General features: G+C 62.1%; 22 protein-coding genes. 13 read left to right on the top strand and 9 right to left on the bottom strand.

Annotated elements, in window-relative coordinates; translation table 11 throughout:
• Window positions 1–64: 64 nt before the first annotated feature.
• The 4 genes from P3T43_RS10140 to P3T43_RS10125 all read right to left on the bottom strand — a co-directional run bounded on the left by P3T43_RS10140 (window position 65) and on the right by P3T43_RS10125 (window position 6,780).
• Window positions 65–3,031 carry a tetratricopeptide repeat protein gene (locus P3T43_RS10140; RefSeq protein WP_429280910.1) on the bottom strand — a complete coding sequence of 989 codons (2,967 nt, stop codon included), beginning with the start codon at window positions 3,029–3,031 and terminating at the stop codon, window positions 65–67.
• 466 nt (window positions 3,032–3,497) lie between these two features.
• Entirely contained in the window at window positions 3,498–3,821 is a 324-nt protein-coding gene (locus P3T43_RS10135) for a flagellar protein FliT (protein ID WP_429280909.1), read from the bottom strand.
• A 50-nt stretch (window positions 3,822–3,871) separates the two neighbouring features.
• Window positions 3,872–5,467, bottom strand: a complete 1,596-nt coding sequence (gene fliD / locus P3T43_RS10130) for a flagellar filament capping protein FliD (RefSeq protein WP_429280908.1) — start codon at window positions 5,465–5,467, stop codon at window positions 3,872–3,874.
• A gap of 146 nt (window positions 5,468–5,613) precedes the next feature.
• Window positions 5,614–6,780, bottom strand: a complete 1,167-nt coding sequence (locus tag P3T43_RS10125; protein ID WP_429280907.1) for a flagellin — start codon at window positions 6,778–6,780, stop codon at window positions 5,614–5,616.
• Between the two features lie 276 nt (window positions 6,781–7,056).
• Here P3T43_RS10125 and P3T43_RS10120 point away from each other — a divergent pair, with 276 nt between their 5' ends.
• A complete protein-coding gene (locus P3T43_RS10120; protein ID WP_429280906.1) occupies window positions 7,057–8,010 on the top strand; it encodes an aldo/keto reductase in 954 nt (317 codons plus the stop codon).
• Between the two features lie 311 nt (window positions 8,011–8,321).
• Window positions 8,322–8,534 carry a 30S ribosomal protein S21 gene (gene rpsU / locus P3T43_RS10115; RefSeq protein ID WP_074262890.1) on the top strand — a complete coding sequence of 71 codons (213 nt, stop codon included), beginning with the start codon at window positions 8,322–8,324 and terminating at the stop codon, window positions 8,532–8,534.
• A gap of 115 nt (window positions 8,535–8,649) precedes the next feature.
• Here the strand turns inward: rpsU and P3T43_RS10110 are convergent, their stop codons facing one another.
• Window positions 8,650–9,075: a hypothetical protein gene (locus tag P3T43_RS10110; protein ID WP_429281029.1), complete on the bottom strand. Its 426-nt coding sequence runs from the start codon at window positions 9,073–9,075 to the stop codon at window positions 8,650–8,652.
• A gap of 377 nt (window positions 9,076–9,452) precedes the next feature.
• Complete coding sequence (locus P3T43_RS10105; RefSeq protein ID WP_429280905.1) at window positions 9,453–10,049, bottom strand: DNA-3-methyladenine glycosylase I; 597 nt, start codon at window positions 10,047–10,049, stop codon at window positions 9,453–9,455.
• A gap of 167 nt (window positions 10,050–10,216) precedes the next feature.
• On the opposite strand from P3T43_RS10105, the gene P3T43_RS10100 reads away from it, so the two are divergent.
• A complete protein-coding gene (locus P3T43_RS10100; protein ID WP_429280904.1) occupies window positions 10,217–11,110 on the top strand; it encodes a BadF/BadG/BcrA/BcrD ATPase family protein in 894 nt (297 codons plus the stop codon).
• A 309-nt stretch (window positions 11,111–11,419) separates the two neighbouring features.
• Complete coding sequence (locus tag P3T43_RS10095) at window positions 11,420–12,241, top strand: Cof-type HAD-IIB family hydrolase (RefSeq protein WP_429280903.1); 822 nt, start codon at window positions 11,420–11,422, stop codon at window positions 12,239–12,241.
• Between the two features lie 13 nt (window positions 12,242–12,254).
• Here the strand turns inward: P3T43_RS10095 and P3T43_RS10090 are convergent, their stop codons facing one another.
• Both P3T43_RS10090 and aqpZ read right to left on the bottom strand, forming a co-directional pair.
• Complete coding sequence (locus P3T43_RS10090; protein ID WP_429280902.1) at window positions 12,255–13,019, bottom strand: histidine phosphatase family protein; 765 nt, start codon at window positions 13,017–13,019, stop codon at window positions 12,255–12,257.
• Window positions 13,020–13,166: 147 nt separating this feature from the next.
• On the bottom strand, window positions 13,167–13,910 hold the full coding sequence (aqpZ, locus tag P3T43_RS10085) for an aquaporin Z (protein ID WP_429281028.1): 744 nt from the start codon (window positions 13,908–13,910) through the stop codon (window positions 13,167–13,169).
• A gap of 293 nt (window positions 13,911–14,203) precedes the next feature.
• Here aqpZ and P3T43_RS10080 point away from each other — a divergent pair, with 293 nt between their 5' ends.
• Window positions 14,204–14,506, top strand: a complete 303-nt coding sequence (locus P3T43_RS10080) for an H-NS histone family protein (protein WP_429280901.1) — start codon at window positions 14,204–14,206, stop codon at window positions 14,504–14,506.
• Between the two features lie 224 nt (window positions 14,507–14,730).
• Here the strand turns inward: P3T43_RS10080 and P3T43_RS10075 are convergent, their stop codons facing one another.
• Window positions 14,731–15,795, bottom strand: a complete 1,065-nt coding sequence (locus P3T43_RS10075) for a glycosyltransferase family 4 protein (RefSeq protein ID WP_429280900.1) — start codon at window positions 15,793–15,795, stop codon at window positions 14,731–14,733.
• A gap of 728 nt (window positions 15,796–16,523) precedes the next feature.
• On the opposite strand from P3T43_RS10075, the gene flhD reads away from it, so the two are divergent.
• From flhD to P3T43_RS10035, 8 genes are all read left to right on the top strand, one after another.
• Window positions 16,524–16,844 (top strand): flagellar transcriptional regulator FlhD, encoded by a 321-nt coding sequence (gene flhD / locus P3T43_RS10070; RefSeq protein WP_429280899.1) that lies wholly within the window; start codon window positions 16,524–16,526, stop codon window positions 16,842–16,844.
• Between the two features lie 60 nt (window positions 16,845–16,904).
• Window positions 16,905–17,468: a flagellar transcriptional regulator FlhC gene (gene flhC, locus P3T43_RS10065; RefSeq protein WP_429280898.1), complete on the top strand. Its 564-nt coding sequence runs from the start codon at window positions 16,905–16,907 to the stop codon at window positions 17,466–17,468.
• A gap of 190 nt (window positions 17,469–17,658) precedes the next feature.
• Entirely contained in the window at window positions 17,659–18,519 is an 861-nt protein-coding gene (gene motA, locus P3T43_RS10060; RefSeq protein ID WP_429280897.1) for a flagellar motor stator protein MotA, read from the top strand.
• 24 nt (window positions 18,520–18,543) lie between these two features.
• A complete protein-coding gene (gene motB / locus P3T43_RS10055) occupies window positions 18,544–19,551 on the top strand; it encodes a flagellar motor protein MotB (RefSeq protein ID WP_429280896.1) in 1,008 nt (335 codons plus the stop codon).
• A gap of 79 nt (window positions 19,552–19,630) precedes the next feature.
• Window positions 19,631–20,008 (top strand): response regulator, encoded by a 378-nt coding sequence (locus tag P3T43_RS10050; RefSeq protein WP_429280895.1) that lies wholly within the window; start codon window positions 19,631–19,633, stop codon window positions 20,006–20,008.
• Between the two features lie 70 nt (window positions 20,009–20,078).
• A complete protein-coding gene (cheA, locus tag P3T43_RS10045; protein ID WP_429280894.1) occupies window positions 20,079–22,373 on the top strand; it encodes a chemotaxis protein CheA in 2,295 nt (764 codons plus the stop codon).
• Window positions 22,374–22,439: 66 nt separating this feature from the next.
• Window positions 22,440–22,970: a chemotaxis protein CheW gene (gene cheW / locus P3T43_RS10040; RefSeq protein ID WP_429280893.1), complete on the top strand. Its 531-nt coding sequence runs from the start codon at window positions 22,440–22,442 to the stop codon at window positions 22,968–22,970.
• A 46-nt stretch (window positions 22,971–23,016) separates the two neighbouring features.
• Window positions 23,017–24,879, top strand: coding sequence for a methyl-accepting chemotaxis protein (locus P3T43_RS10035; RefSeq protein ID WP_429280892.1), 1,863 nt, complete (start codon window positions 23,017–23,019; stop codon window positions 24,877–24,879).
• Window positions 24,880–24,930 lie beyond the last annotated feature (51 nt).

The raw sequence follows: 24,930 nt of genomic DNA, 5'->3' as shown, positions 1-24,930 counted from the left end.
GCGATGCCGCGTGAGTCCCTTGACAGGACTCACGCGGGCATCGCCCGGTTTTCGCTTTGACGCGTTACTGCGCTTCTGCGACGTCGACGCCAACGCAGCATGCAAGCGCGAGCGCATCGACCTCCGCATCAACCCAACCGGCAGCGTGCAGTTGCATGACGAGCTCCTTCACGGCCGCGAAGTCGCCCTGCTTGAGAACGCTCTGCGCAAGATGCTTCGTCTGCTGCAGCGCGACTACCTGTCCGAGTGCGCGCCGGATGTCCCGATCGTCAGGCAGCAATTCGGCGGCCGTGCTCAGCGGTTGCCAGGCATCGGTGAAGCGGCCTTGTCGAATGAAGGTGTCCGCCAGCGCCTTCCAACCGAAGCCGCGCTCGGGCAGGACCTGCGTCATCTGCTCGGCGAGGGCCCGCTCGGTTTCGATGGACCCGCCGTTGCGCAAGGCGACGAGTGTGGCCTCGAACTCGGCTGCGAGCACTTCGCGCTGCTGGCTTTCCGGGTCGTGCGTGACGGCGGCGGGGATCGTGATGCCGTGAAGCGGCACGCCATAGTGCCGACCCAACTGGAGCGCCTCCCGGGCAGCCTCATGCTTGCCGGCGGCCACGAGCGCCTCGATGTAGATCGCCCATAACTCCTCCTGCTTCGGCGATGCCTCCAGCGAGGTCTTGAAATACGGCAGGCTTGCTTCCAGTTTTCCCTTCTGGATGGCGAGGACACCGAGGTTCTGATTGGCGCCGGGGTGGTTCGGCTGAACCTGCAGGATCTCGCGATAGAGATGCTCGGACTCGTCGAATCGTTCCGCACGTTGCAATTCGATTGCAGCTTCGAGCTTCGCATCGATTTTGCTGGACGGGTCGGACAGTGCCTGTTCGCAATGCAGTTGCCACATTTTTGCGAATTCATCTTCGAGCTTCTTCGCGAAGCGCGGCGCATCGCAAAGCGGCGACGCCAGTAGCTCCTCGCGGAGCGCCAGGCGAACCTCGGCGAGGCGGACGGGGTCGTTCACGAGGGATACGGCTTTCGCCACGTAGTCGTCCTCGTCCGCTGCGATCCATTCCGGATGGCCGAGGTGATGCAGGATACCTTCGCTCATGTGTGCGACGAAGCGATCGCCGTGCTTTGCGATAACCGGCACACCCATCCAGAGTGCTTCGACCGTGGTGGTGCCGCCGTTGTAGGGGAACGGGTCGAGGGCGACGTCGATCTGGTTGTACTTCTCGAAGTAGTCGACACGGGCGGTCGGGCCTTCGAGGAGTATTTGATCTTCGCCGATTCCATGGACGGCAAAGCGCCGCAAGGTGCGCTGGCGGTTCGCCTCCATGGAGAGTTCGTGGTTCTTCAGCATCAGGCGGGAATCGGGCACCGCTTTCAGGATCCGGGCCCACAGCGCGACCACCGTGTCGGTCATCTTGGAGAGCTTGTTGAAACAGCCGAACGTGGCCGGCTTACCCGCCATCATGGGTGGCATCGACGGCGAGACATCTTCCGCAGGCGGTTTGAAGCACAGGTATCCGTCTGGAAGTCGCCACGGTTTCTCGCCGAAGTGATCTTCTTCGCCTACGGGCAACGTATGAATGTCGCCCATGATGTAGTCCATGGTGGGGACGCCGGTCGTCGCGAAGTAGCCGATCCAGTTGGCCTGGATGGGCGCCGGCTTCCAGGCGAATAGTGGCAGGCCGCTTTTGGCCGTATGGCCCGACATGTCGAGCAGGATGTCGATGTGGTCGTCGTGAATGATCTGCGCGCTTTGCTTCGGCGTCAGGTCGAGCAGGCTCTTCCAGTCCGAGAAATATGGCTTGATCCGTTCGGTAATGGCGTCTTCCGAATGAGTCAGCGAATAGGCGACCAGTTCAACCCGCTTCGGGTCCAGATTTGCCAGAACGTTCTCGAGAAAATACCCGACCGGATGTGCCTTCAGGTCGCCCGATACGAAGCCGATTCGCAGTGGCCGGCGCAGCGCGCAAGCCGGGTCCGTGACACCGTGCAGGAAGGGCGTGACACCGGCCATGACCGCATCGCCATAACGGCGTGCGAACGCCATATTTTGCTGGGGCGTGCAATGCTCGTTGTAGTGCTGCAGAAACAGCAGGACATCGTAGGTACTGAAGTGCGTCGGCGCGAGCTCGATGGCGCGCGTAAGGAACTCGATCGCCTCGTCGAATCGTCCGACCGTGGAAAGCGCGCTAGCCAGATTGCTATAGCCGAGCATGACGCGCGGCTGCAGTTTGATCGAGTGGCGGTAGGCTTCGATTGCCTCGTCGGTGTTACCGAGCGCCAATTGAGCATTGCCCAGGGTGATGTAGGCAGGATGGAATTCGTCGTTGATCGAGATGGCTCGGTGGCAGCTTTCCACCGCTTTTTGCAGCTCACCTTTCGTCACTAGTGCGTTGGCAAGATTGATATGGCTGCCAAGGTGATCGGGTTCCAACGCGATCGCGCGCTCATAGAGCTCAATGCCCTTATCGAGTTCGCCCTGGCCTGCGTTCGCCAGCGCCAGGTTGTGGTAGGCGTCGGGATTCTCAAGCTTGAATTTAAGCAGATCCTCGTAGACCTCGGCAGCGGCTTCGAATTTGTGACGGTTCAGGAGCATCCCGCCGAGCCGGTTGTACGCCGATTCGAATTGCGGGTTATGAGCGATAGCTTCCCGATAACTCTCGGCAGCGAGTTCGGGCTCACCTTTCGCCTTGAATACGTCAGCCAGGTTCACGTGTGCCTGGGCGTTTGACGGGTCGAGGCTCAGCACGCGGCGCAGCAGCTTGATGGCTTCGTCGAAGTCCCGGTTGCTGTGAGCGAGGACCCCCAGCGAACGCAATGCGTCGATGTGATCCGGATCGGCTGCGAGGATCGATTTGTAGAGTGCCTCGGCTGCAGCCAACTGGCCTGCTTCGTGATTTTTCCAGGCGAGCCGCAACGACAGCGAAACGGGGCGGCCGGCCTCGACCGAGCCTTCTACCAGCGGCGTCGTAGCCTCGGTATACGGTACGTATTCGACCGGACTTTCAATCGGATAGGAATTGTCGTCGGATGTATTCATTGCGAAGAGGGATGTCCAGGTTGAACGGAGACGCCCGTGAGGCAACCGCTCCGAGGTCGTGGGCGCAAGTCATGCGCATGCGTCTGGCAAACCGCGTCTCATGCCAGCACGCACGGTCCTTTCCATCAGACCAGTCTACTGGGGCGCAGCGCAGAGCAAACCGGCGAGTAGCACGCCGTTTTGCCCGCATTTCTCCGTGTCGCCTGGCCGACGGTTGGCCGGGAAAAGGGCTTCTGATGGAGTCTTGCCTACGTCACAGTTGGACGTTCGAGGGGCGAGACAATGGACGGGGACAGAGGGTGAACGAATTGACGTCAGAACGTCACCGGACTTCAGGCTGAGGCAGGGAGGCTTGGAGGGGAGCGCGGCGGAAGGGGCCAGCTTTCAGTGTGTAGGCGCTGGTGTCAGCACTGCAGCAGTATTTCGGTTGGGTGGCCCTCCACCAGGAGAGCCACCATGCGACAACTTAAAACGCCGCGACGCGGTGATACTCGGCAGTGGCCTTGATCCGCTTCATCGCGGACGAATATTCCACTTGCAGCTCGGCCTGCGCTGTCCGCGCATGGGCCAGCATCGCGGCATCGCTGGACTGGATGCGGCGGATCACGTCGAGTCCCGCCGCAGCGTCCTCCTTACGCAGCATCCTGAGATACGGCGAACGCACCTGCGTCAGCCGCGCCGCTTCCTGCCAGTCGGCGAGCTGGGCTGCGTGGCTGATGCTGTCGGTCAGCGTCGAAAGTCGCTCGAGCAGCGCCTGCTGTTCCTGCGCGGGTGGGTTGTGTTCCAGCATGCTTTTCTCTCCTTCCAGCGTAAGCGGTCCGATGGCTGTGTGGTCGCGCGTTACTGGTTATTAGCCGAGGCGAGCGCACCGGCGCTGTTTGCGCCGCCGAACAACTGCGTGAGGTATTGCGAGTCGCTGTTGGTTTGTGCCATCAGCGAGTTCAGCGCGGTGAATTCGGAGTTGTACTGCGCGGTGAGCTGGGCTGCGTAGGTAGCGAGCGTGGCTTGCTGGGCTTTCACGCTCGTGATGTTGGCGTTTATCGCGTCCGTGCGGTTGTCGATGATCCCGCCCGTCTGCGTGAACCCAGTAATGCTGCTGTTCAGCTGCTGCCCAAGGCTGCCGGTGGCGGTAAACAGCGCGGTAATCGCCGTCGGATTGTTTTGCACCGCGCTGTCGAGCGTGGCCGTGTTGACCGAGAGCGTGCCGTCCGACTGCAGCTTGATGCCGATAGTGGCGAGACTCACGGTTGTGCCGCCGCTCTGCACCCCGGTGCCGATAAGATTCGAGAGCGTGTTCTGGATCGTCTGGAGCGTCGAGTCACCAAGCAGCGGACCGGCCTGCGAGCCCGTGGCGGCGCTCGAGCTGAACGAGCTGAGCGAGTTCATCGTCGAGACGAGCGTGTTGTACGCCGTCACGAAGTTCGTGATGTCGGTTTCCTGCGAGGTGGTGTCGGCCGAGACGTTGAGCGTCTGGCTGGTTCCCGCGGCCGCTCCAGACAGGTTCACTGTGATGCCGGTGATCGCGGAGCTCACTGCGTTGCTCGCGCTCGTCGCGGCTGTGCCGTTGATGAAGACTTCTGCATCCTCTGCGGCGGTGGTCTGCGTCCAGCCGGCGTCGGCATAGGTGTTGGCCGACGACGTGATGGTCGACGCGCCGTACGAGGTCGTCACCCCTGATGTGAAGGTGGGTGTCGAAGGGGCCGTGCCGACGGTAGACGAGACACCGAGGTCGGACAGTCCGTTGTTGTTTTGCACGCCAGTGACGGAGACGCCGATCACGTTGGCTGCGCCGGTCTGCGTCGAGCTCAGCACAAGGTGCTGGCCGTCCGTGCCGGTGACGACGGTTGCGCTGATGCCCGGATTGCCGGTTGCGGAGTTAATTGCGGCTGCGATGCCGGTCAGGCTATCGTTGGCTGCTGTGACGCTAACCGAGAACTGCTGGCTGCCGAGCGAGAGATTCAGCGTGCCCGTGCCCAAGCCGCTCGACTGGGATGTCGAGAAACCGCCGGACTTCAGGCTCTGCCCCTGCGCAATCTGGGACACGGCTAGTGTGTAGGAGTTCGCTACGGCACCCGTACCTGCGGTGGCCGTTACGCCAGTACCCGTGGCGGTCGCGTCGAACGACGACTGGAACGAGCCGTTGGTGAGCGCGGCCAGTGCGGCCTGCACGCCTTCGAGCATGGCGGACAGTGAGTCGATAGCGCTGAGCTGCAAGCCATCGTTGCTCAACTGCGAGTTGAGCGTCGCGCTTTGCCCCGCCGTTTTCGCACTCACCAGCGCCGACACAAGCGAATTCACATCGAGCGAAGAGTTGCCGGTCGAGCCGCTGATAACGGACTGGGCGGCTTCCTGCTCAGCAAGGAGCGCAGCGGCAAGGGGATTGCTTGACGCGCTGCTGGAAGTCGTGCCAGAGGTAGTGCCAGAGATGCTAGACATGGTGAGGCTCCGTGCGTTGCCGTGTCGACGGGGTAGTGGGCGTCGCGTTCAAATGCATTACGGGAGGCGAGCCTCCCGTCGTAAAAAAGCTACCGGCGCGTCGTCGAATCAAGCGTCGACGCGCCGGCCAGCATCGCTGAAGCGAATTACTGCAGGAGCTTCAGGACTTGCTGCGGCAGCGAGTTGGCTTGTGCCAGAACCGAGATGCCTGCTTGTTGCAGCACTTGCGCCTTGCTCAGGTTAGCGGTTTCTTGTGCGAAGTCCGCGTCGGTGATCTGCGATTGTGCGCTTGCCAGGTCGGTCGACTCAGCTTGCTGCGTCGTCGCTGCGCCCGAGAAGCGGTTCTGGATAGCACCGAGGTTAGCCTGAATCGTGTTGACGCTCGACAGTGCGTTGTCGATTGCTTCGATTGCTGCGCTTGCGCCGTTTGCCGTGCTGATGTTGATGTTCGAAACCAGCGGCGGGGTCATGTCGGCGTTGATCGAGCCGAGTTGCGTGCTGAGTGCGACAGTTGCGGACGCGCCTCCCGCAGCGGTCGCGGCGGCCGTCAGTGCGCCACCCAGCGACAGGGCGGCTGACGGGTTGCTGAGTGCGTCAGTCGCGGTGCCGATGCTGAACGATGCCGTAACAGCTGCAGCGGTGGATGCGAGCGCTGTGCCGTTCTGGTCGGTGAACGTGTATCCGCCCGAGCCGTCTGCAACCACGTTGATCGACGTGATCTGGCCGCCAGCGTCGCTGACTGCCGTGCCGAGAGCCGAGGTATTGACCGAACCGAGCACCGTGCCGGCGACCGGGCTGCCGCCACCGACGTTCGCTGCGGACATGTTGGCCGTCAGGTTGACCGACAGTGTTTGGCCGACGTTCGCGCCAACCTGGAAGTTAATCGTGCCAGCCGTGCCGTTCAGCAGGTTGATACCGTTGTAGGTCGTTTGCGATGCAATACGGTTCACTTCCGAAATCTGCGATGCCACGTCCGTTTGCAGTGCTTGCATGTCGGCGCCCGACAGCGTGCCGTTCGATGCTTCGACAGCCAGCTGACGGATCGTTTGCAGGCTTTGCGTGATCTGACCCAAGCCGCTGCTTGCCGTTTGCACGACCGACGTACCATCGTTCGCGTTCGACACGCCTTGGTTCAGGCCGTTGATCTGCGTTTGCAGGGTCGTCGAGATGGCGAGGCCCGCTGCATCGTCTGCCGCGCTGTTGATGCGCTTGCCCGACGACAAACGGGTGATTGCCTGGGAGAGTGCGCTGCCCGAACCGTTCAGGTTTTCCTGAGCGACCAGCGAGCTGATATTACTGTTGATCGTAAGCATGTAATTCTCCTTAGAGGCTCGATATGGAACCTAGCCACGTTGAATTGGGCGGAGCACTCGTTCATTGCTGGCCGCCTCTGAGCAGGATGTCGGCGCAGGAAAAAAAAACTTGAGGGACTTTGTTCAATTGGGGTCCAATTGTTTTACGAGGAATTACCGGGCCGGCCGGCTGAAAGGCACTATGCGGCGTGGCCTGGCCGGATGCCGGAGCGAAACATAAAGGTTGAAAAGTCGGCGTATTCTTTTTCTCTAGCAAGTCGAAACCCTGGAGAAATCATGCAAAAGAGAAGCATCGGTAATTCGGAATTGCAGGTCGCGCCGCTTATGTTCGGCGGCAATGTGTTTGGCTGGACCGCCGACGAGGCGACCTCGTTCGCCCTACTCGATGCGTTCGTGGACGCCGGCCTCGATTTCATCGATACCGCTGATGTCTACTCTGCCTGGGTGCCGGGCAATCAGGGCGGCGAGTCGGAAACGATCCTGGGCAAGTGGTTTCGCCGCAGCGGCAAGCGCGACCGGATCGTGCTGGCGACCAAGGTGGCCAAGCATCCGGAGCGCAAAGGGCTGTCCGCCGGCAACATCCAGGCGGCGGTCGAGGATTCCCTGCGCCGTCTGCAAACGGATTACATCGACGTGTATTTTTCTCACGAAGATGCGCTTGATACGCCGCTCGCCGAAACGCTCGGTGCTTATCAGCGGCTGATCGATGCGGGCAAGGTGAGGGTGGTGGGCGCCTCGAACTACAGCGGTGCGCGCATCCGCGAGGCACTGGCGGTATCGCGCCAGCACGGCCTGCCGGAGTACCAGATTATTCAGCCTGAGTATAATCTTTACGACCGCGAGGCTTACGAAACCGACCTCGAACCGGTCGTGCTGGCCGAGCATCTGAGTTCAGTCGTGTACTACAGTCTGGCGAGTGGCTTTCTGTCGGGCAAGTATCGTTCGTCGGCGGATCTGAGCAAGAGTGCGCGTGGCAGCCGGGTCGAAAAGTATCTAAACGAGCGCGGCACGCGGATCCTCGATGCGCTCGATACCGTCGCCGACCAGCACGGCAGCACGCTTGCCGCCGTGGCGCTGGCGTGGCTGATCGCCCGGCCGAGCGTGACGGCGCCGATTGCCAGCGCGACCTCGGTGCAACAGCTCGAAAGTCTCACCGCGGCGGTGCATCTGATGCTGACCGGCGCGGACATGCGGCTTCTGGATGACGCAAGTGCCTGGCGGAATGGCTAAAATGATGGTAGGCACGTTATTTTCCTGATATCATCGGGAGTGAATTGAGATCTTTGCCTATTTCGTCTGCTCTTGGGCGGGCGGGGCGGCAACAGACGCGACGGTTGGCGAACGTCTGCCCGCGTTAAGCGGTGAACTCCCCACCTCTCTTTTCCGGCCTCCGTGGCCGCTTGCCTCTCGCTTCGTGCATGGTTTCGTTTTCCTGTTATTGGCCATGAAATCGAAGCGACCGGAGGACCGGCGCGTGAGTGGCGCATTTGACTGTACCGCCACGCAAATTACCCGTATCCAGCGATTTAGTTAGGAATTACATGACGACGATTCTTCTGAAGGAAAACGAGCCGTTCGAAGTGGCGATCCGCCGCTTTCGTCGCGCTATCGAAAAGAATGGCCTGATCGCAGAACTGCGTGAACGCCAATCGTACGAAAAGCCGACCACGGCTCGCAAGCGTAAGAAAGCGGCTGCTGTGAAGCGCCTGCACAAGCGCCTGCGCAGCCAGCAGCTGCCGAAAAAGCTGCACTAAGCACGCTTTTCAAGCACAGCCGAACGGCGGTGTGAGCTTCGTAAGAAGCCACATCGCCGTTTTGTTTTGTGGGGCGCGAAGAGAGCGCCCGCTGGTTCGTCAGGCGCTCAGGCCGTCACGCGGCGTTTTTTACCAGCGCGGCGGAGACGCCGAACTGGCGGGCGATCGACATCAATCGCTCGTGCCATTCCCAGGGGCCGAACACATCGTGCACGTTTTGTAGGCAACTGAGCAGGTCGACGGTCGTCGGGTCGTAGATGTTGATGCGCGCGCGCAGCAGCGCCTTTTGCAGCGCGGCAATGCCGACATCCATATAGGCGGGCACTTCGACCGGTGTTTTGCCGATAAAGCGCACCGGAATGCCTTCCATGGCGGTCATATAGTCGCGCGGCTTGATCAGGCTGCCGACCGGGCAGCCGCCGCAGTAGCCCCTATACGCTCCGCCTCCGCGAGGAAGCAGTGCGGCGCGCCCTTGGCCGTTTAGGTGACTGACGGCCCGGTCGAAGATCTCCTGATGGGTCAGGAAGTTCAGACTTTTCATGGTAGTTCTCCCCTGCGCCATGGGCGCAGCGGTCATTCGTTTGTTGTTCGATTGCGTCTGTAGCGCGATGCGCCGCAAACCGCAGTGCGGCGAGCCTCGCGCCTTCAGTTGTTATAACGACCGAAAACGGTAAAAACGTAGCGGCACCGCACACAGGGCCGCAATTTTGACACACGAGCGTGCAGCCTGCAGCGAGCCGGCCTTCTGGAGAGGCCGGCGGAATAAGGGGCGGACGGTTTGCAGGATAAGCGCGCTCGGGATTTTCCCTGGGAGGCTGCCGACTTCTGCTTAGCGGGTGAGCTGCGAAAGATCGGGTACCACGGCACGAGCGCGGAAAGCCGAGCGTGGCTTGCCGCTTCCGGAGCCGGGAGGTTCGTTCAGCTTACCTTCTTGTTGCGCCCCTTTTTGCCGAGCGCTGCGCAGCGAGCGCGGCAATCGCAGTCGGTCTGATGATCATTGACCATGCCGACCGCCTGCATGAACGCGTAGCAGATGGTCGTGCCGACGAACTTGCAGCCATAGCTTTTGAGCCCCTTGCTCAGCGCGTCTGATATCGCGGTCGAGGCCGGCGCGTGCTGGTACGTGGCCCAGTCGTTCTGGATCGGCGTCTGATCGACGAAGGACCAGACGTAATTCGCGAGCGAGCCGTGCTCCGCCTGGATCTGCTGGACTGCGCGCGCGTTGTTGATTGCCGCTTCGATCTTGCCGCGATGGCGCACGATAGATTCGTCGAGCACCAGTGAATCGACGTGCCTGGGCGTGAAGCGGGCGACCTTGTCGATTTTGAAACCGGCGAACGCCCGACGATAGCCGCTGCGCTTGTTCAGAATCGTCGACCACGACAGGCCGGCCTGTGCGCCTTCCAGCACGAGCATTTCGAAGAGGTGCTGATCGTCGCGCGAAGGCACGCCCCATTCGGTGTCGTGGTAGTGTGCGAGCGCTTCGCTCGATACCCAGTTGCATCGCTGTGTCACGTTCCGGCTCCTGCCTGGTCATGTGTCGAAAGTGTCGAAATCCCGGTTCGTCCGGGCTTCGCCAGCATATCGGAACGCTCGCGAGCTGCAACTAGACCGTTCGGCCAGTTGCCGGATCGAAATGGACCTGCCACGCTATGCGGCAACTCTCCACTGACACTCATTCGATGAATACAGACTTCTTCTTGATAGGCGTCGACGGCGGCGGCACCGGCACGCGGGTGATGCTCGGCGACGCGCACGGCCGCGAACTGGCTCAGGCGGCAAGCGGCCCATCCGGCCTCGGTCTCGGCGTGGAACGCGCCTGGCAGGCCATTCAGGCGGGCTGCGTCGAAGCGTTCAGCCGGGCCGGCATCGCGCCGGATTGGGAACGTTGTGTTCTTGGTTGCGGGCTCGCAGGGGTCAACAATCGCGACTGGCTCGCCGCGTTTCGGGCGCAAGCGCCTAAGCTGGCGGGGCTCGCAGTGGAAAGCGATGCATATACGACGTTGCTCGGCGCCCACGGCGGCGCACATGGGGTGATCGTGGCGCTCGGTACCGGCAGTGTTGCGGCCGCGGCGGACGGAGAGGGTGAATGCCGCATCGCCAGTGGATTCGGCTTTCCCTCGGGCGACGAGGCAAGCGGCGCCTGGCTCGGCCTGCGTGCGATCGTCCACGCGCAGCAGGCGCTTGACGGCCGCGTCCCGCTGGATGGATTCGCGCAGGCGTTGCTCGAACGGGTTGGTGCGCAGGATCGGGATAGCCTGATTGTCTGGCTGTGCGCGACCAACCAGACCGGCTACGCGAGTCTCGCGCCGGTTGCGCTGGCTCACGCCAGTCATCCGTTCGTCGCACGTCTGCTGGCCGAAGCGGGCGAGGAAATCGGCAAGATGATTGCGGCGCTGGACCCATCCGGCGCGCTGCCGGTCGCTCTGTGCGGTGGACTCGGCGCACCGCTGCGGGCCTACGTGCCGCAGCGTTATCAGGCCCGCTTGCGTGCGCCGCAGGGCGATTCCGCGCGTGGCGCTTTGCAACTGGCGCAGCATGAAGCGGCAAGGATCGTCGCGGGAGCGGCTGGCTGATTGGGCGGCGGTGTGGCCGGGTAATGTGGCACCGGTGCGGCGGGCTGATGGGGCGGCGGGTAGCCGCGGCTGATGGGGCGCCCGTGCAGCCGGCTAATCGGGCGACGGGGCAGTCGACCAATCGAGCGCCGGCGCAGCCAGCTAACGGAGCGACAGGGCAGCCAACTAACCGGGCGCCAGCGCAGCCGACTAATCGCACGCACCTACTGGCCACCTATCCGGAAAAGCGCAGCCAATCCAGCAGAGGCCGCGAAAGCCTTGAAAGCAACGCTAAAATAGTGCCTTTGACGCCGCCCGGTTGCTCACATCATGTACAAAGTCATCGCCACAGATCTCGACGGCACCCTGCTGAACGGCGATCATCAACTCGATCCGTTGACCGTCGCCACGGTGCGGCGACTGGAGGCGGAGGGGCTGCACTTCATCATCGCCACCGGGCGGCACTATCTCGACGTGGCCGGCATTCGCGACCTGTTGGGCATCCGCCCCTACCTGATCAGCTCGAATGGCGCGCGGGTACATGCGCCAGACGATACAAGGATTTTCGCGGACGATCTGCCGCCTGCCGCAGTCCACCGCCTCGTGCGGCCGGAAATCGCCGGGTCGCACGGCCGGGTGATCGTCAACCTGTTCGCCGATCAGGAATGGCTGATCGACCGCGACGCGCCCGAACTGCTGCGCCTGCACCAGGATTCGGGCTTCACCTACGCCGTTACTGACCTGCAGCGCCATCACGGCGCTGGCATTGCAAAGGCGCTGTATATCGGCGAACCCGCCGACCTCGCGACGGTCGCGGCGAATCTGGAACGCGAGTTCGGCGACGCCTTATACGTCACTTACTCGTTGCCGGACTGTCTCGAGGTGATGACATCGAATGTGTCGAAGGGCCGCGCGCTGAAGTTTGTGCTCGACCGTCTGGGCGTCGACGCCGCCCGCTGTGTCGCGTTCGGCGATAACATGAACGATATCGATCTGCTCGAAACCGCCGGGCATCCGTTCATGATGAAGAACGCGAATCCGGACCTCATCACGCGTCTGCCGAACGTGCCACGCATCGGCAACAACTTTGAAGCGGGTGTTGCGCATCACCTACGCAAGCTGTTCGCCTTGGACGACCAACTGGCGTCGTAAAGCGGCGGTGATCTCACGGCGTCGCGCCTGACGCCGCGGCCGGCGGCAGCGCTGCGCACGGGCAATCGGCGGGGCGGCCGTTCAGCCCCTCCTGGCTATGCTGGAACGTCGCGTGCGGTGTGCCGCCTTGCCAGTCGAGCTTGACGACATAGATGCTGTCGAAATCGTCGCTTTGCCACTTCGGGACATCGCTGGCGTTGCCGCCGTGGGCGCTAACCATCTGGCGCACCAGCTTCTCGATCAGCTTGTGCTCCCACGCCACCACCACCAGCTTGTTGCGATAGGCGGGGTCGACCAGCGTATTGCTCAGCTTGTCGATTTGCGCAAAGCCGTAAGGCGTTTGCACCGGCATCTCGAATTGAATCGCGGTGGGCTCGATGGTCGCCAGCGGGCGGACATAGTAATAAGGATGTCCGCTGTCGTTTTTCTGCTGGCCGGGGTCCGGCGCGAAGATCGCGTCGGGTTTGCCGAACTTGGCGGCTATCACCGCGGGCAGAGCCAGTGAACGGTTAAGACCTTGGCAACTCAGCTGGCCGAAGCCTTGCGCCGGTTTCTCGCCATGCCGGACGAACACCAGTGTTTCAACCGGGCGACCAGCCGCCGGGGTGCCGGCTGTCGGAATGCGGGCCGCCGGAGCGCCGGCCACCAGATTGCCGGCCACGGGAACCTCGGCCGCCGGGGCACCGGCCGCATGCACCGTGGCCGGCAGCAGCACGCCGCTACATGACGCGGCGAGCCAGAGTGCGGCGCCCTGCAGGAATCGGCGGGAACGGTTCATCGGGAGCCCCTTTGCGAGCCATGTGAAAGTCGGAAGATTCTAGCAGCGCCTTTATGCCAAACCGAGCATCGGCCGCAGGATCGGCCGGGCCCAACGCAAAGCGGGCGCCTCAGCGCCCGCTTTGCAGTCAATCACCGACCTCGCGCGTCAATCGGCCAGCGCCGCGCGTTGATTGGCGCTAACGCGGTTTTCGGCGATAACCGGGTAGACGAAGCCGGCAATCACCGCACCCAGGATCGGCGCAATCCAGAACAGCCAAAGCTGGTCGACGGCCGCGCCGCCGACGAACAAGGCCGGACCCGTCGAACGCGCCGGATTGACCGAGGTGTTAGTGACCGGAATCGAAATCAGGTGGATCAGCGTCAGGCACAGACCGATGGCGATCGGCGCGAAGCCAGCCGGTGCGCGCTTGTCGGTCGAACCGAGGATCACGAACAGGAAGAAAGCGGTCATCACCACTTCGCAGATGAACGCGGCCGCCAGCGTGTACTGACCCGGCGAGCGGTCGCCGTAACCGTTGCTGGCGAAGCCGCTAGCCACCAGATCGAAGCCCGGCTTGCCGCTGGCGATCAGCGACAGCACGAAGGCCCCGATCACCGCGCCGACGACCTGGGCGACGATATACGGCACGAGGTCACGCGCCGGGAAGCGGCCCGCCACGGTCAAGCCGACGCTCACCGCCGGATTCAGGTGGCAGCCCGAAATGTGGCCAATGGCATACGCCATGGTCAACACCGTCAGGCCAAAGGCGAACGAAACGCCGACGAAGCCGATTCCCAGCCCGTGTACCGGACCCGCGAAATTGGCGGCGAGGACGGCGCTGCCGCACCCTCCGAGAACGAGCCAGAAGGTGCCGAACAACTCGGCGGCAAGGCGTTTTGACAACTGCATCATTTGGAATCCTAAAAAGTTTGACTGGATGGCGGCCGCACAGGAAATATCCGGATGCTTACCTCCGAGCGCGAAATTCTAGGCAGATATCACCGAATCAGGTGTCAAGAATTGTCAATGTGCAGTTTGTGCACGGGATTATTTCAGGATAAAACACGGACTCATTTAACAATTCTTTTGTCATTAAAATTATCAGACGATATCTTGAATGCTGGGTATTACTGTCCATTGCGAAATTCGCTAATTACCGCTAGTCTCCGAGACAATGCGTTCTACAAAAAGGGAGAAGAGAAATGTCGCAATATGCAGAACTCAAGGCGCAGATCGCCAGATTGCAGGCTCAGGCGGACGAAGCGCGTCGTACCGAACTCGGCAATGTAATCGAGGAGATCCGCGGCAAGATAGCCGAGTATGGTCTGACGGCCCAGGACCTGGGCTTTGCCCCCGCGGCGCGGCGTGGGCGCCCGCCCAAGAAGGCGCCGCTGCCGCCGAAATATCAGGATCCAAAGTCGGGTAATACGTGGAGTGGGCGTGGAAAGCCGCCCAAATGGATTGCTGGCAAGAACCGCGAGCGATTCCTGATGGAGCAGGTTTAGTCACGCAGAATCATTTTCTGCGTGAAAGCTTTCTGAAGGTTGATTGAATTTCGAAAGCTTTGCAGATACGTAATATGTATCGAATTTGTCGTAGAGTTTGCCGGTAAAAAAAGCCGCCTGTGAAAGGCGGCTTTTTCAAAAGATACGCGGCATATCGACGCAATTCTGCTCGCGCAAACGATTCACATGGCATTTTTACGCGCAATACCGTGCATAGAAACGGTTCAACCCGCCGCTACTCGGCGCAAAACTGGGCGGCGTTCGGCTTCGATAAGCGTGGTATAGCTATCCAGATAGTTCTGCGCCATGGTTTTCGCGCTAAACCGCCGTTCGAATTGCGCGCGGATTTCGGTGCGCGACAGTTCGTCCAGCCGCTGCAAGGCGGCGACTGCGCCTTGCACGTCCTCTACGACGAAGCCCGTCACGCCGTGATCGATCACCTCGGGCACTGAGCCGCGGTTAAAGGCGATCACCGGCGTGCCGCACGCCATCGACTCAATCATCACCAGCCCGAACGGTTCCGACCAGTCGATCGGGAACAGCAGCGCCTTCGCGCCCGACAGGAATTCCGGCTTCTGCGCTTCGTTGATCTCGCCGACGAACTCGACATGCGCCTGCGACAGCAGCGGCTCGATTTCCGTCTTGAAGTATTCCTGGTCGACCTTGTCCACCTTGGCGGCGATCTTCAGCGGCAGACCGCTTTGTGCGGCGATCCTGATGGCTGTATCGACGCGCTTCTCCGGACAGATACGGCCGAGGAACGCCAGATATTCGGGCTTCTTGTGGGGCTGCGGCGTGAGCAGTTGCTCCGGCAGACCGTGGTAAATGGTATTGAGCCAGTTGGCCTGCTTGAGGGGCAGGCGCTGCGAATCGGAGATCGACACGACCGGCGCTTGCGAGAACACGTCGAAAATCGGCTGCAGCTCGGGAAGATCTAGCCGGCCGTGCAGCGTCGTGAGGAACGGCGTGTTCATCGACGAAAACAGCGGAAACGGCAGATAGTCGAGGTGGAAGTGCAGCACGTCGAACTCGTGGGCGATGCTGCGCACGCGCTCCATCAGCAGGATATGCGGCGCCATCGTGTCGCGCACCGTGGGGTCGAGGCGCAGCGCGCGTGGCCAGGCGGCTTCAAGCTTGGCCGAGGTGACCGAATCGCCGCTCGCAAACAACGTCACATCGTGGCCTAGCTCGACCAGAGCCTCGGTGAGATATGACACGACACGTTCGGTGCCGCCGTAGAACTTCGGCGGTACGGCTTCGTATAACGGCGCAATTTGTGCGATTCGCATGCGTGCTCTCCAATGTCGACCCGAATTGGCGCTTCAGCGCTTACTCCGGTCCCATGCAACGTAGTTGCGTTAGCGGCTTCGCACAACGGCGCCCGGATTGGGCGAGGGGCGAATGCCTTACGGACGGTTGGGCGCGGTAGCCGCCGCCCAGTGACAACCCGACACTGCATCGGGTTATCCCTTAATGGCATTATCGGGATCGAGCGACGCAATTCGAGTTGTTTTTCAAACACTTAACGTTGTTACAGCGCGAAACATGGCGCGTTACAGATCGCAAATCGTTCGTGGAAGCCGTTTTCAAGGGCTCGTCCGCCTTGCGCATGTGACCCTCAGCAAGCCGTGTGCCGCGACCTGAAGCGGGAGGCAAAGGGTGACGGGCGCTGCACGATCTAGCAAACCCGTGTTACCGCACCGTGAAAAGCATTTATAATTCGACCTCACCGGTGACGGTGCGGGAAATATGGCGAACTCACGCACCGATTGATCCACCCAATCCCATCCCGACCTTCCTCACCCCCTTCCTGATTGATGATTTGTAGGAAAAATTCCTACATCATTTATGGATAAATCCGTCATCCCGATGGGGTGTCTGTCCGATTTCCGTTCGCGCCCCCTTTGGACACAATGCTGGCAGGACCATAAACGGGCCGTTCGTGCGGGATGAAGTGCGCGCGATCGAGCAAACGTTTCCGTAACGGCCTGACCAGCCAGATCGACCCGGGGGAATCATGAGCACCACTAGTGACATGCTCAATGAGGTAAGAGAAGTGAATCTTTCTTATCTCCTGCTCGCTCAACGTCTGCTGCGTGAAGACAAGCCCACGGGCATGTTCCGCATGGGTATCTCAGATGAGTTGGCCGACGTTATTGCCAATCTGTCGCTCGCGCAGACGGTGAAACTGGCCGCATCCAGCCAGGTGCTGTGCCGCTTCCGCTTCGACGACCACGCTGTCCTGTCCACGCTTGCGGACAAGGGCAAGACCAGCGCCATGTCTCAGGCGCATTCCGCGATTCTGATGGCGAGTCAGCCTGTCGAGCAGATCAGCTGATGCCGCGACTCCACGGCAGCCGTGCCGTCCAGTCATGCCAGGAAGCGAGAACCTGAGCGCATGGCCACCAAAAGCGTAGTACTCGAAGTCAGGGAAATCACCCTGGCGATCGAACTGGTCGAACTCGGCGCGCGCCTGCAATTGCTCGAGGCCGAGACCAGTCTGTCACGCGACCGTTTGATCAAGCTTTACAAGGAATTGAAAGGGGTCTCGCCGCCCAAGGGCATGCTGCCGTTCTCGACGGACTGGTTCATGACCTGGCAGCCGAACTTTCATTCGTCGCTGTTCTACAACATCTACCGCTTCATGACGGATCACGGCGGCTGCGAGACGATCCAGTCCATCGTGAAAAGTTACCGGCTCTACCTCGAACACGTGCAGCTGCACGACGACGAGCCCGTGCTTAGTCTGACCCGGGCGTGGACGCTGGTGCGCTTTTTCGACTCGGGCATGTTGCAAATGACGCCATGCTGCCGGTGTGGCGGCCATTTCGTGGCACACGCGCACGACCCGCAGCATGCGTTCGTATGCGGCTTGTGCCAGCCGCCGTCCCGCGCAGGCAAGACGAAGAAAGTCGCCGAGGCCAAGGTGAGGGCGAGCCGGCTCGCCGACGTGGAGCTTTGAGCCGTCGCGAAGGCCGGTCCGCGCGGCTTGCAGCGCCGCTCCTTGATCTAGACACCGCGCGGCCCGTCATGCGCCCTACGCCTGTGGTTTACACGCGCTTACCAACTCGCTTTTCCACCAAAGTTTTTCGCTCCGATGCCGTAAACCAGTTTAACGACGGTCTCCGTCGCTTCCTTGTGAGGGCTCGGCTGTGCTGATTTTCGTGGGAACACTCGTGACGCTGTTGTCCGTCTTTGGCGGTTATGCCATGGAAGGCGGGCACTTGGGCGCGCTGATGCAGCCAGTCGAATTGCTGATGATCGGGGGCGCCGGTGTGGGCGCATTCGTCCTCGGCAACGGGATGAAAACGATCAAGGCGACGCTGGGCGTGCTTCCGACCCTTTTCAAGGGCTCCAAATACAACAAGGACGTCTACATGGAGTTGATGGCGCTCCTGTACGTTCTGCTGGCGAAAGCGCGCAAGGAAGGCACGCTGACGCTCGAAGCCGATATCGACGATCCGTCGAAGAGTCCGATTTTTACGCAGTATCCGAAGATCCTCGCCGACCATCACATCATCGAGTTTCTGACCGACTACCTGCGTCTGATGGTCGGCGGCAATATGAATGCGTTCGAAATCGAAAGCCTGATGGACGAGGAAATCGAAACGCATCACACCGAAGGTGAGGCCCCGGCGCATGCGCTCGCCAAGGTCGGCGACGCGATGCCGGCGTTCGGGATCGTCGCGGCGGTGATGGGCGTGGTGCACACCATGGCCTCCGCCGACAAGCCGCCTGCGGTGCTCGGCGAGATGATCGCCCAGGCGCTGGTCGGCACCTTCCTCGGCATTCTGCTTTCGTATGGACTGATCGGGCCGCTGTCGAGCGTCGCGGAACAACGCGTCGCCGAGTCGACCAAGATGTTCCAGTGCATCAAGGTGACGATCCTCGCGAGCCTGAATGGCTATGCGCCGGCGATCGCCGTCGAATTCGGCCGCAAGGTGCTCTTCTCGACTGAACGTCCGTCGTTCACCGAACTGGAAGAGCACGTGCGCCGCGTGAAAGCCAAGTAACGACGCGGACCAGGGACTGATTCGATGAGCAAGGACAAAGACCGCGCGATTGTCGTCAAGCGCGCCGCGCCGAAGAAGGCGGGCCATCACGGCGGTGCATGGAAGCTCGCTTACGCGGACTTCATGACCGCGATGATGGCGTTCTTCCTGTTGATGTGGTTGCTCAGTTCGGCGACCACCGTGCAGTTGCGCGGCATTGCGGACTACTTCAACCAGCCGCTGAAGATCACCCTGTGGGGCGGCGATCGCAGTGCGGAAGATTCGAGCATCCTGAAGGGCGGCGGACGCGATATCTCGACGGATCAGCAGGGCATCACGCGTCAGAGCGATGGTTCGATGAGCCGCGCCACCCGCACTGCGGCACACAACGACGAAGATGCCGTCAAGCAGATGCAGGGTCAGCTCGAACGCCAGGAGCAGGTGCGTCTGCACGATCTGCAGATCAAGCTGATGGCCGCGATCGAAGCGAACCCGATCCTGCGCCAGTTCAAGCAGCAGATTCGCATCGATTCGACCTTGACGGGTCTGCGTATCGAGATCACGGACTCGCAAAAGCGACCCATGTTCGCCACCGCGAGCAATGAAGTCCAGCCATACATGCGCGACATCCTGCGCGAAATCGGCCACACGCTGAACGACGTGCCGAACCGCATCATCGTGCAGGGTCACACCGACGCCGTGCAGTACGCCGGTGGCGAGAAGGGTTACAGCAACTGGGAGCTGTCGGCGGACCGCGCCAACGCGTCGCGCCGAGAGCTGGTCGCGGGCGGCATGGACGAACCGAAAGTGATGCGCGTGATCGGCATGGCGTCGTCGCAGAACCTGAACAAGGCCGACCCGCTCGATCCGGAAAACCGCCGCATCAGCATTCTGGTTCTGAACCGGAAGTCGGAGGACGCAATGATGCACGACGACTCCACGACGACCACCCTGTCGGACGACGCAGCCGGCTCAGGCCAACAGCCGCTGTTGCAACAAATTGCGCAACCGGTGACGGTTGCTCCCAGGGCGCCCAGCGTGGCGCCGAAGTGAAAGACATGATGGCCCAGCCGCCGCAGCCGCTCGTACGGCGCGCAGTTGGGCGATCCATAGTGAGCGCAGCGAGGATTCAATGATCAGGCACATTCTGGCAATCGACGACTCGGCAGCCATGCGGCAGATTCTCTCCGCCACGCTGACGACAGCCGGCTATCAGGTGACGCTCGCGGCCGACGGCGATGAAGGTCTGGAAAACGCCCTTGCGACGGCGTTCGACCTCGTGCTGACGGACCAGCATATGCCGGGCAAGACCGGCCTCGATCTGATCACGGCGCTGCGCGGCAACCCAGCTTACGAGGCGACGCCGATCCTCGTCCTTACGACGGAATCCGGCGAACCTTTCAAGGCAGCGGCGCGAGCAGCAGGGGCGACTGGCTGGATCGAGAAACCACTCGACCCCGACATGCTGACCGAACTGGTCGCGGCGCTAGCCGAGTCAGGCGAAGCCTGAGCTCATCCACCTTTCATATAAGCGGCACGGCAGCCAAAGCCAAGACAGGATCTCTCGCGGTGACCCAGGCATGACACTCGACATCACTCAGTTCTATCAGACGTTCTTCGATGAGGCGGACGAACTGCTCGCGCAGATGGAGCAGTTGCTGCTCAATCTGGATATTGGCCATCCCGATCCGGAAGACCTAGCGGCGATTTTCCGCGCGGCACACTCGATCAAGGGCGGCGCGGCGACCTTCGGCTTCACCGCGCTGACCGAAACGACCCACATTCTCGAATCGCTGCTCGACCGCGCGCGCAATAACGAACTCGTGCTGCGCAAGGACATGATCGACACGTTCCTCGAAACCAAGGACGTGTTGTCAGGCCAGCTCGCCGACTATCGCGCGAGCGCCGAACCCGATGCGGCCGTGGCGAAGGCGATTTGCGCCAAGCTCGACCAGCTCTACAAGGAAAGTCTGGGACAACCGGCGGCCGCAGCCAGCGCAGCGTCAGCGCAGGGTGCGGGCGACGGCCATGCGCCCGAGCACGTCGTGCAACAGGCGGTCGAGGCCGCCGTCGAACTATCAGGTAACGAACCGGCACAGACCGGCGCAGCATCAGCAGCAGGAACAGCAGCATCGGCGACAGGAACAAACGGGACCGCAAGCGCAGACGGCGGCCCGCATCTGAAAATCACGCTACGGGGCGTCGATGAGAAGGACCAGGAACTGCTGGCCGAAGAGCTCGGCAACCTGGGGCATATCGTTGGGCAGATCAAGGTAGGCGGCGATCTCACGCTGTGGCTGCAGACCGACGTCACGTCCGACGACATTATTGCCGTGTGCTGTTTCGTGATCGACGACAGTCAGATCTCGATCGGCCGCGGTACGGCACCGGTGGATGAATCGCAGGAAGGCGAACCTGGAACGCCTGCCACTGCGGAACATGCACCGGCGCCTGCGCCGGCACCGGCACCCACGCCGGCTGCCGCACCGCAGGCACGGGCAGCAGCACCGACGCACGAATTGTTCGATGCGCCGGCAGCAGCGGCGCCTGCGCCGGCAGCGACTGCCGTCGTAGTGGCGGCATCGCCCACAGCGGCATCGCCCACAGCGGCACCGGCCGCAGCCGCACCGGCCGCGCCAGCCGCGGAAGGCGACCGCAAGGCGCGTCCGGCAGCCGCCGGCGCGGCCGAAGGCAGTTCGATCCGGGTAGGCGTCGAGAAGGTCGACCAGCTGATCAATCTGGTCGGCGAGCTGGTCATCACGCAGGCGATGCTGGCCGAGACCACCAGCACCTTCGATCCGGCCCTGCACGATCGCCTCTTCAACGGCATGGCGCAACTGGAGCGCAATGCCCGCGACCTGCAGGAAGCGGTGATGTCGATCCGCATGATGCCGATGGACTACGTCTTCAGCCGCTTCCCGCGTCTGGTGCGCGATCTGGCGGCAAAGCTCGGCAAGGAGGTCGAACTGGTCACCTTCGGTCAGGCGACCGAACTCGACAAGAGCCTGATCGAGCGGATCATCGACCCGCTCACCCACCTCGTGCGTAACAGTCTCGATCACGGTATCGAAACGGTTGAGGCGCGTCGCGCGGCGGGCAAGGATTCGACCGGTCAACTGGTGCTGTCGGCCGCGCATCACGGCGGCAATATCGTGATCGAAGTGAGCGACGACGGTGCGGGTCTGCGCCGCGACAAGATTCTCGCGAAGGCCGCCAAGCAGGGCATGCAGGTCAGCGAAAGCATGACCGACGACGAGGTCTGGAACCTGATCTTCCTGCCCGGCTTCTCGACCGCTGAACAGGTGACCGACGTATCGGGCCGCGGCGTCGGCATGGATGTGGTGAAGCGCAACATCCAGTCGATGGGCGGTCACGTCGAAATCAGTTCGCAGGCCGGCAAGGGCAGCACGACACGCATCGTGCTCCCGCTAACCTTAGCGATCCTCGACGGCATGTCGGTGAAGGTCGGCAACGAGATCTTCATCCTGCCGCTGAACTTCGTGATGGAGTCGCTGCAGCCGCAAGCCGAAGACATCTACACGGTGGCCAACGGCGAACGGGTGGTGCGCGTGCGCGGCGAATATCTGCCGCTCGTCGCGCTGCATGAAGTGTTTTCGGTGGAGGACGCCAAGTCGGAGCCGACCCAGGGCATCGTCACCATCATGCAGACCGAAGGACGGCGCTTCGCCATGCTGATCGACGAACTGGTCGGGCAGCAGCAGGTGGTCGTGAAAAATCTGGAAACGAATTACCGCAAGGTGCACGGCATTTCCGCCGCGACCATCCTCGGCGACGGCAGCGTCGCCCTGATCGTGGACGTGGCGGCATTGAACCGCGAGACGCGCAACGCGCATGGCGCAATGAGCCTCGCGTAACGCGCGGGCAACTTCGCGGGCAACTTTTTACTTAACGCAATTCATCCCAACCGTTTGGGGGCTAACGTGGCAGAAGTCCAATCCATCAATTCGAGCGTCGGCAATGCGAGCGGCGGGCGCCGTGCGGCACTGCAGGCAGACGCCGGCGGTCAGGAATTTCTCGTCTTCACGCTCGGCGCGGAAGAATACGGCATCGACATTCTGAAGGTGCAGGAAATTCGTGGCTACGACAGCGTGACGCGCATCGCCAACGCACCGGACTTCATCAAAGGCGTGATCAATCTGCGCGGCATCATCGTGCCGATCGTCGACATGCGCATCAAGTTTCATCTGGGCCGTGTCGAATACGATCACCAGACGGTCGTCATCATCCTGAACGTCGCGCATCGCGTGGTCGGCATGGTGGTGGACGGCGTCTCGGACGTGCTGACGCTGCAGACGGACCAGATCATGCCGGCGCCCGAATTCGGCGCGACGCTCACTACCGAGTACCTGACCGGACTCGGCACGGTCGACGGCCGCATGCTGATCCTGATGGACATCGAAAAGCTGATGACCAGCCGCGAAATGGCGCTGATCGAGACGCTCGGCGGCTAAGCCGGACTGCAGGTGGGGATATGACGGGACAACAGGGAGCATCAAGATGCTAAGCAGGTGGTCGATTCGGACTTCGTTGACCATGGTCGGAGTCGTTCTGGCCGCGCTGACGATCGTGGTCGGCGCGCTCGGACTCACCGCGTTGAACCGCGCGGGCCAGTCTCTCGACGGCATTGCAAACGGCGATCTGGTGGCCATTCACGCGCTCGACGATGCCTCGGGTTACCTGTTGCGCTCGCGTCTCGCGATCGACCGGTACAACACGCTCATCGCCGCCAGCAACGCCGACGAAGCCAAGGCGGCGCTCGATCGCGCACAGGAACTTCTCGCCAAAGGCAATGAGAGCTGGCAAACGTTTGTCGATGCGCCGAAGGCGGGCATCGACCAGGCGCTGCTCGACGATCTGCTGGCGCGCCGCACGACCGTGATGCACGACGGCGTTGAGCCGGAGTTCGCCGCGCTGCGCGCGGGCGATCAGGCGGGCTTTCACGCGATTGCCGACACGAAGATCAGCCCGCTCTTCATCGCTTACGATGCGTCCGCCTCGGCGGTCGCAAAAGCCTTGCAGCAACGCGCGGCTGATCAACAGGCGGCGGGGCAGTCGAACGACACGCTGATGACTTCGCTGATCGTCGCGGTGGGCCTGTTCGCGCTGGTGCTGGTGGTGTTGATCCGCTTCGCGCTGCGCGGCCTGATCGTGCAGCCGCTCAAGGACGCCACCGAATGCTTCGAGCGGATCGCCGCGGGCGATCTGACGTATCCGGTGAACGTCTTCAGCACCAACGAGATCGGGCGTCTGTTCCGCAGCATCAAGCAGATGCAGGACAGCCTCTCGACGATGGTGAAAGCGGTGCACAGCAGCACCGAATCGATCGACACCGGTGCGCGCGAGATCTCGATGGGCAACACCGATCTGTCGCAGCGTACCGAGCAGCAGGCTGCTTCGTTGCAACAGACGGCTACGAGCATGGAAGAGCTGACCGGCACCGTCCGGCAGAACGCCGAAAACGCGCGCCAGGCGAGCCAGCTCGCCGTCAACGCGTCGGATATCGCGACGCGCGGCGGCGAAGTGGTGGGCCAGGTCGTGCATACGATGCAGGACATCGCCACGAGTTCGAACAAGGTCGTCGACATCATCGGCGTGATCGAGGGCATCGCGTTCCAGACCAACATCCTCGCGCTCAACGCGGCGGTCGAAGCGGCACGCGCCGGCGAACAGGGCCGCGGCTTCGCGGTGGTGGCCGGCGAAGTGCGCAGCCTCGCGCAGCGCAGCGCCAGTGCGGCCAAGGAAATCAAGGAGCTGATCGGCGACTCGGTGGACAAGGTGCAAAGCGGCTCGGTACTGGTCGGCCGTGCCGGAACGACGATGGAAGAAATCGTTCAGGCGGTGCGTCGGGTGACCGACATCATGGGCGAAATCAGCGCCGCCTCGGAAGAGCAATCGACCGGCATCGAACAGGTCAATCGCGCCGTGGTGCAGATGGACGAAGTCACGCAGCAGAATGCGGCGCTCGTCGAAGAAGCGGCGGCTGCGGCAGCTTCGCTTGAGGAGCAGACACGCCAGTTGCAAAGCGTAGTGGGCGACTGGCGGGTGGAGGGCGCGCAGCGTGCGGCTGCTTCGGCGCGCAGCAGCACACCGGGGGCACGCCACCAGACCGTGCAGCGCGCGCAGGCTGCGGCAGCGTCGAAAGCCGCCGCAACGCCGGCTCATGCAGCAGTTCAGTCCGCGGCTCAGGCCGCCTCGTCCGCTCCGGCTGCGCCGAAACAGGACGCGGCACGCGTGGCGGCACCGGCGCGTACGGAACCGGCTTTGAGACCCAGAGCGTCGGCGGCAGCCGAAGCGGCGGTGCGTCCGGCAGCAACCGGGGCGTCGGGCGCAGGCACGGACGCGGACTGGGAAACGTTTTAAAGGTTGGACACGTAGTCGGCAGAATTCGCGGGTAGGCGCGACCCCGCGATG

It is taken from the genome of Paraburkholderia sp. GAS41, assembly GCF_050436545.1.
Lineage (GTDB): Bacteria > Pseudomonadota > Gammaproteobacteria > Burkholderiales > Burkholderiaceae > Paraburkholderia.
This window is presented reverse-complemented; position numbering and strand designations above follow the sequence as displayed.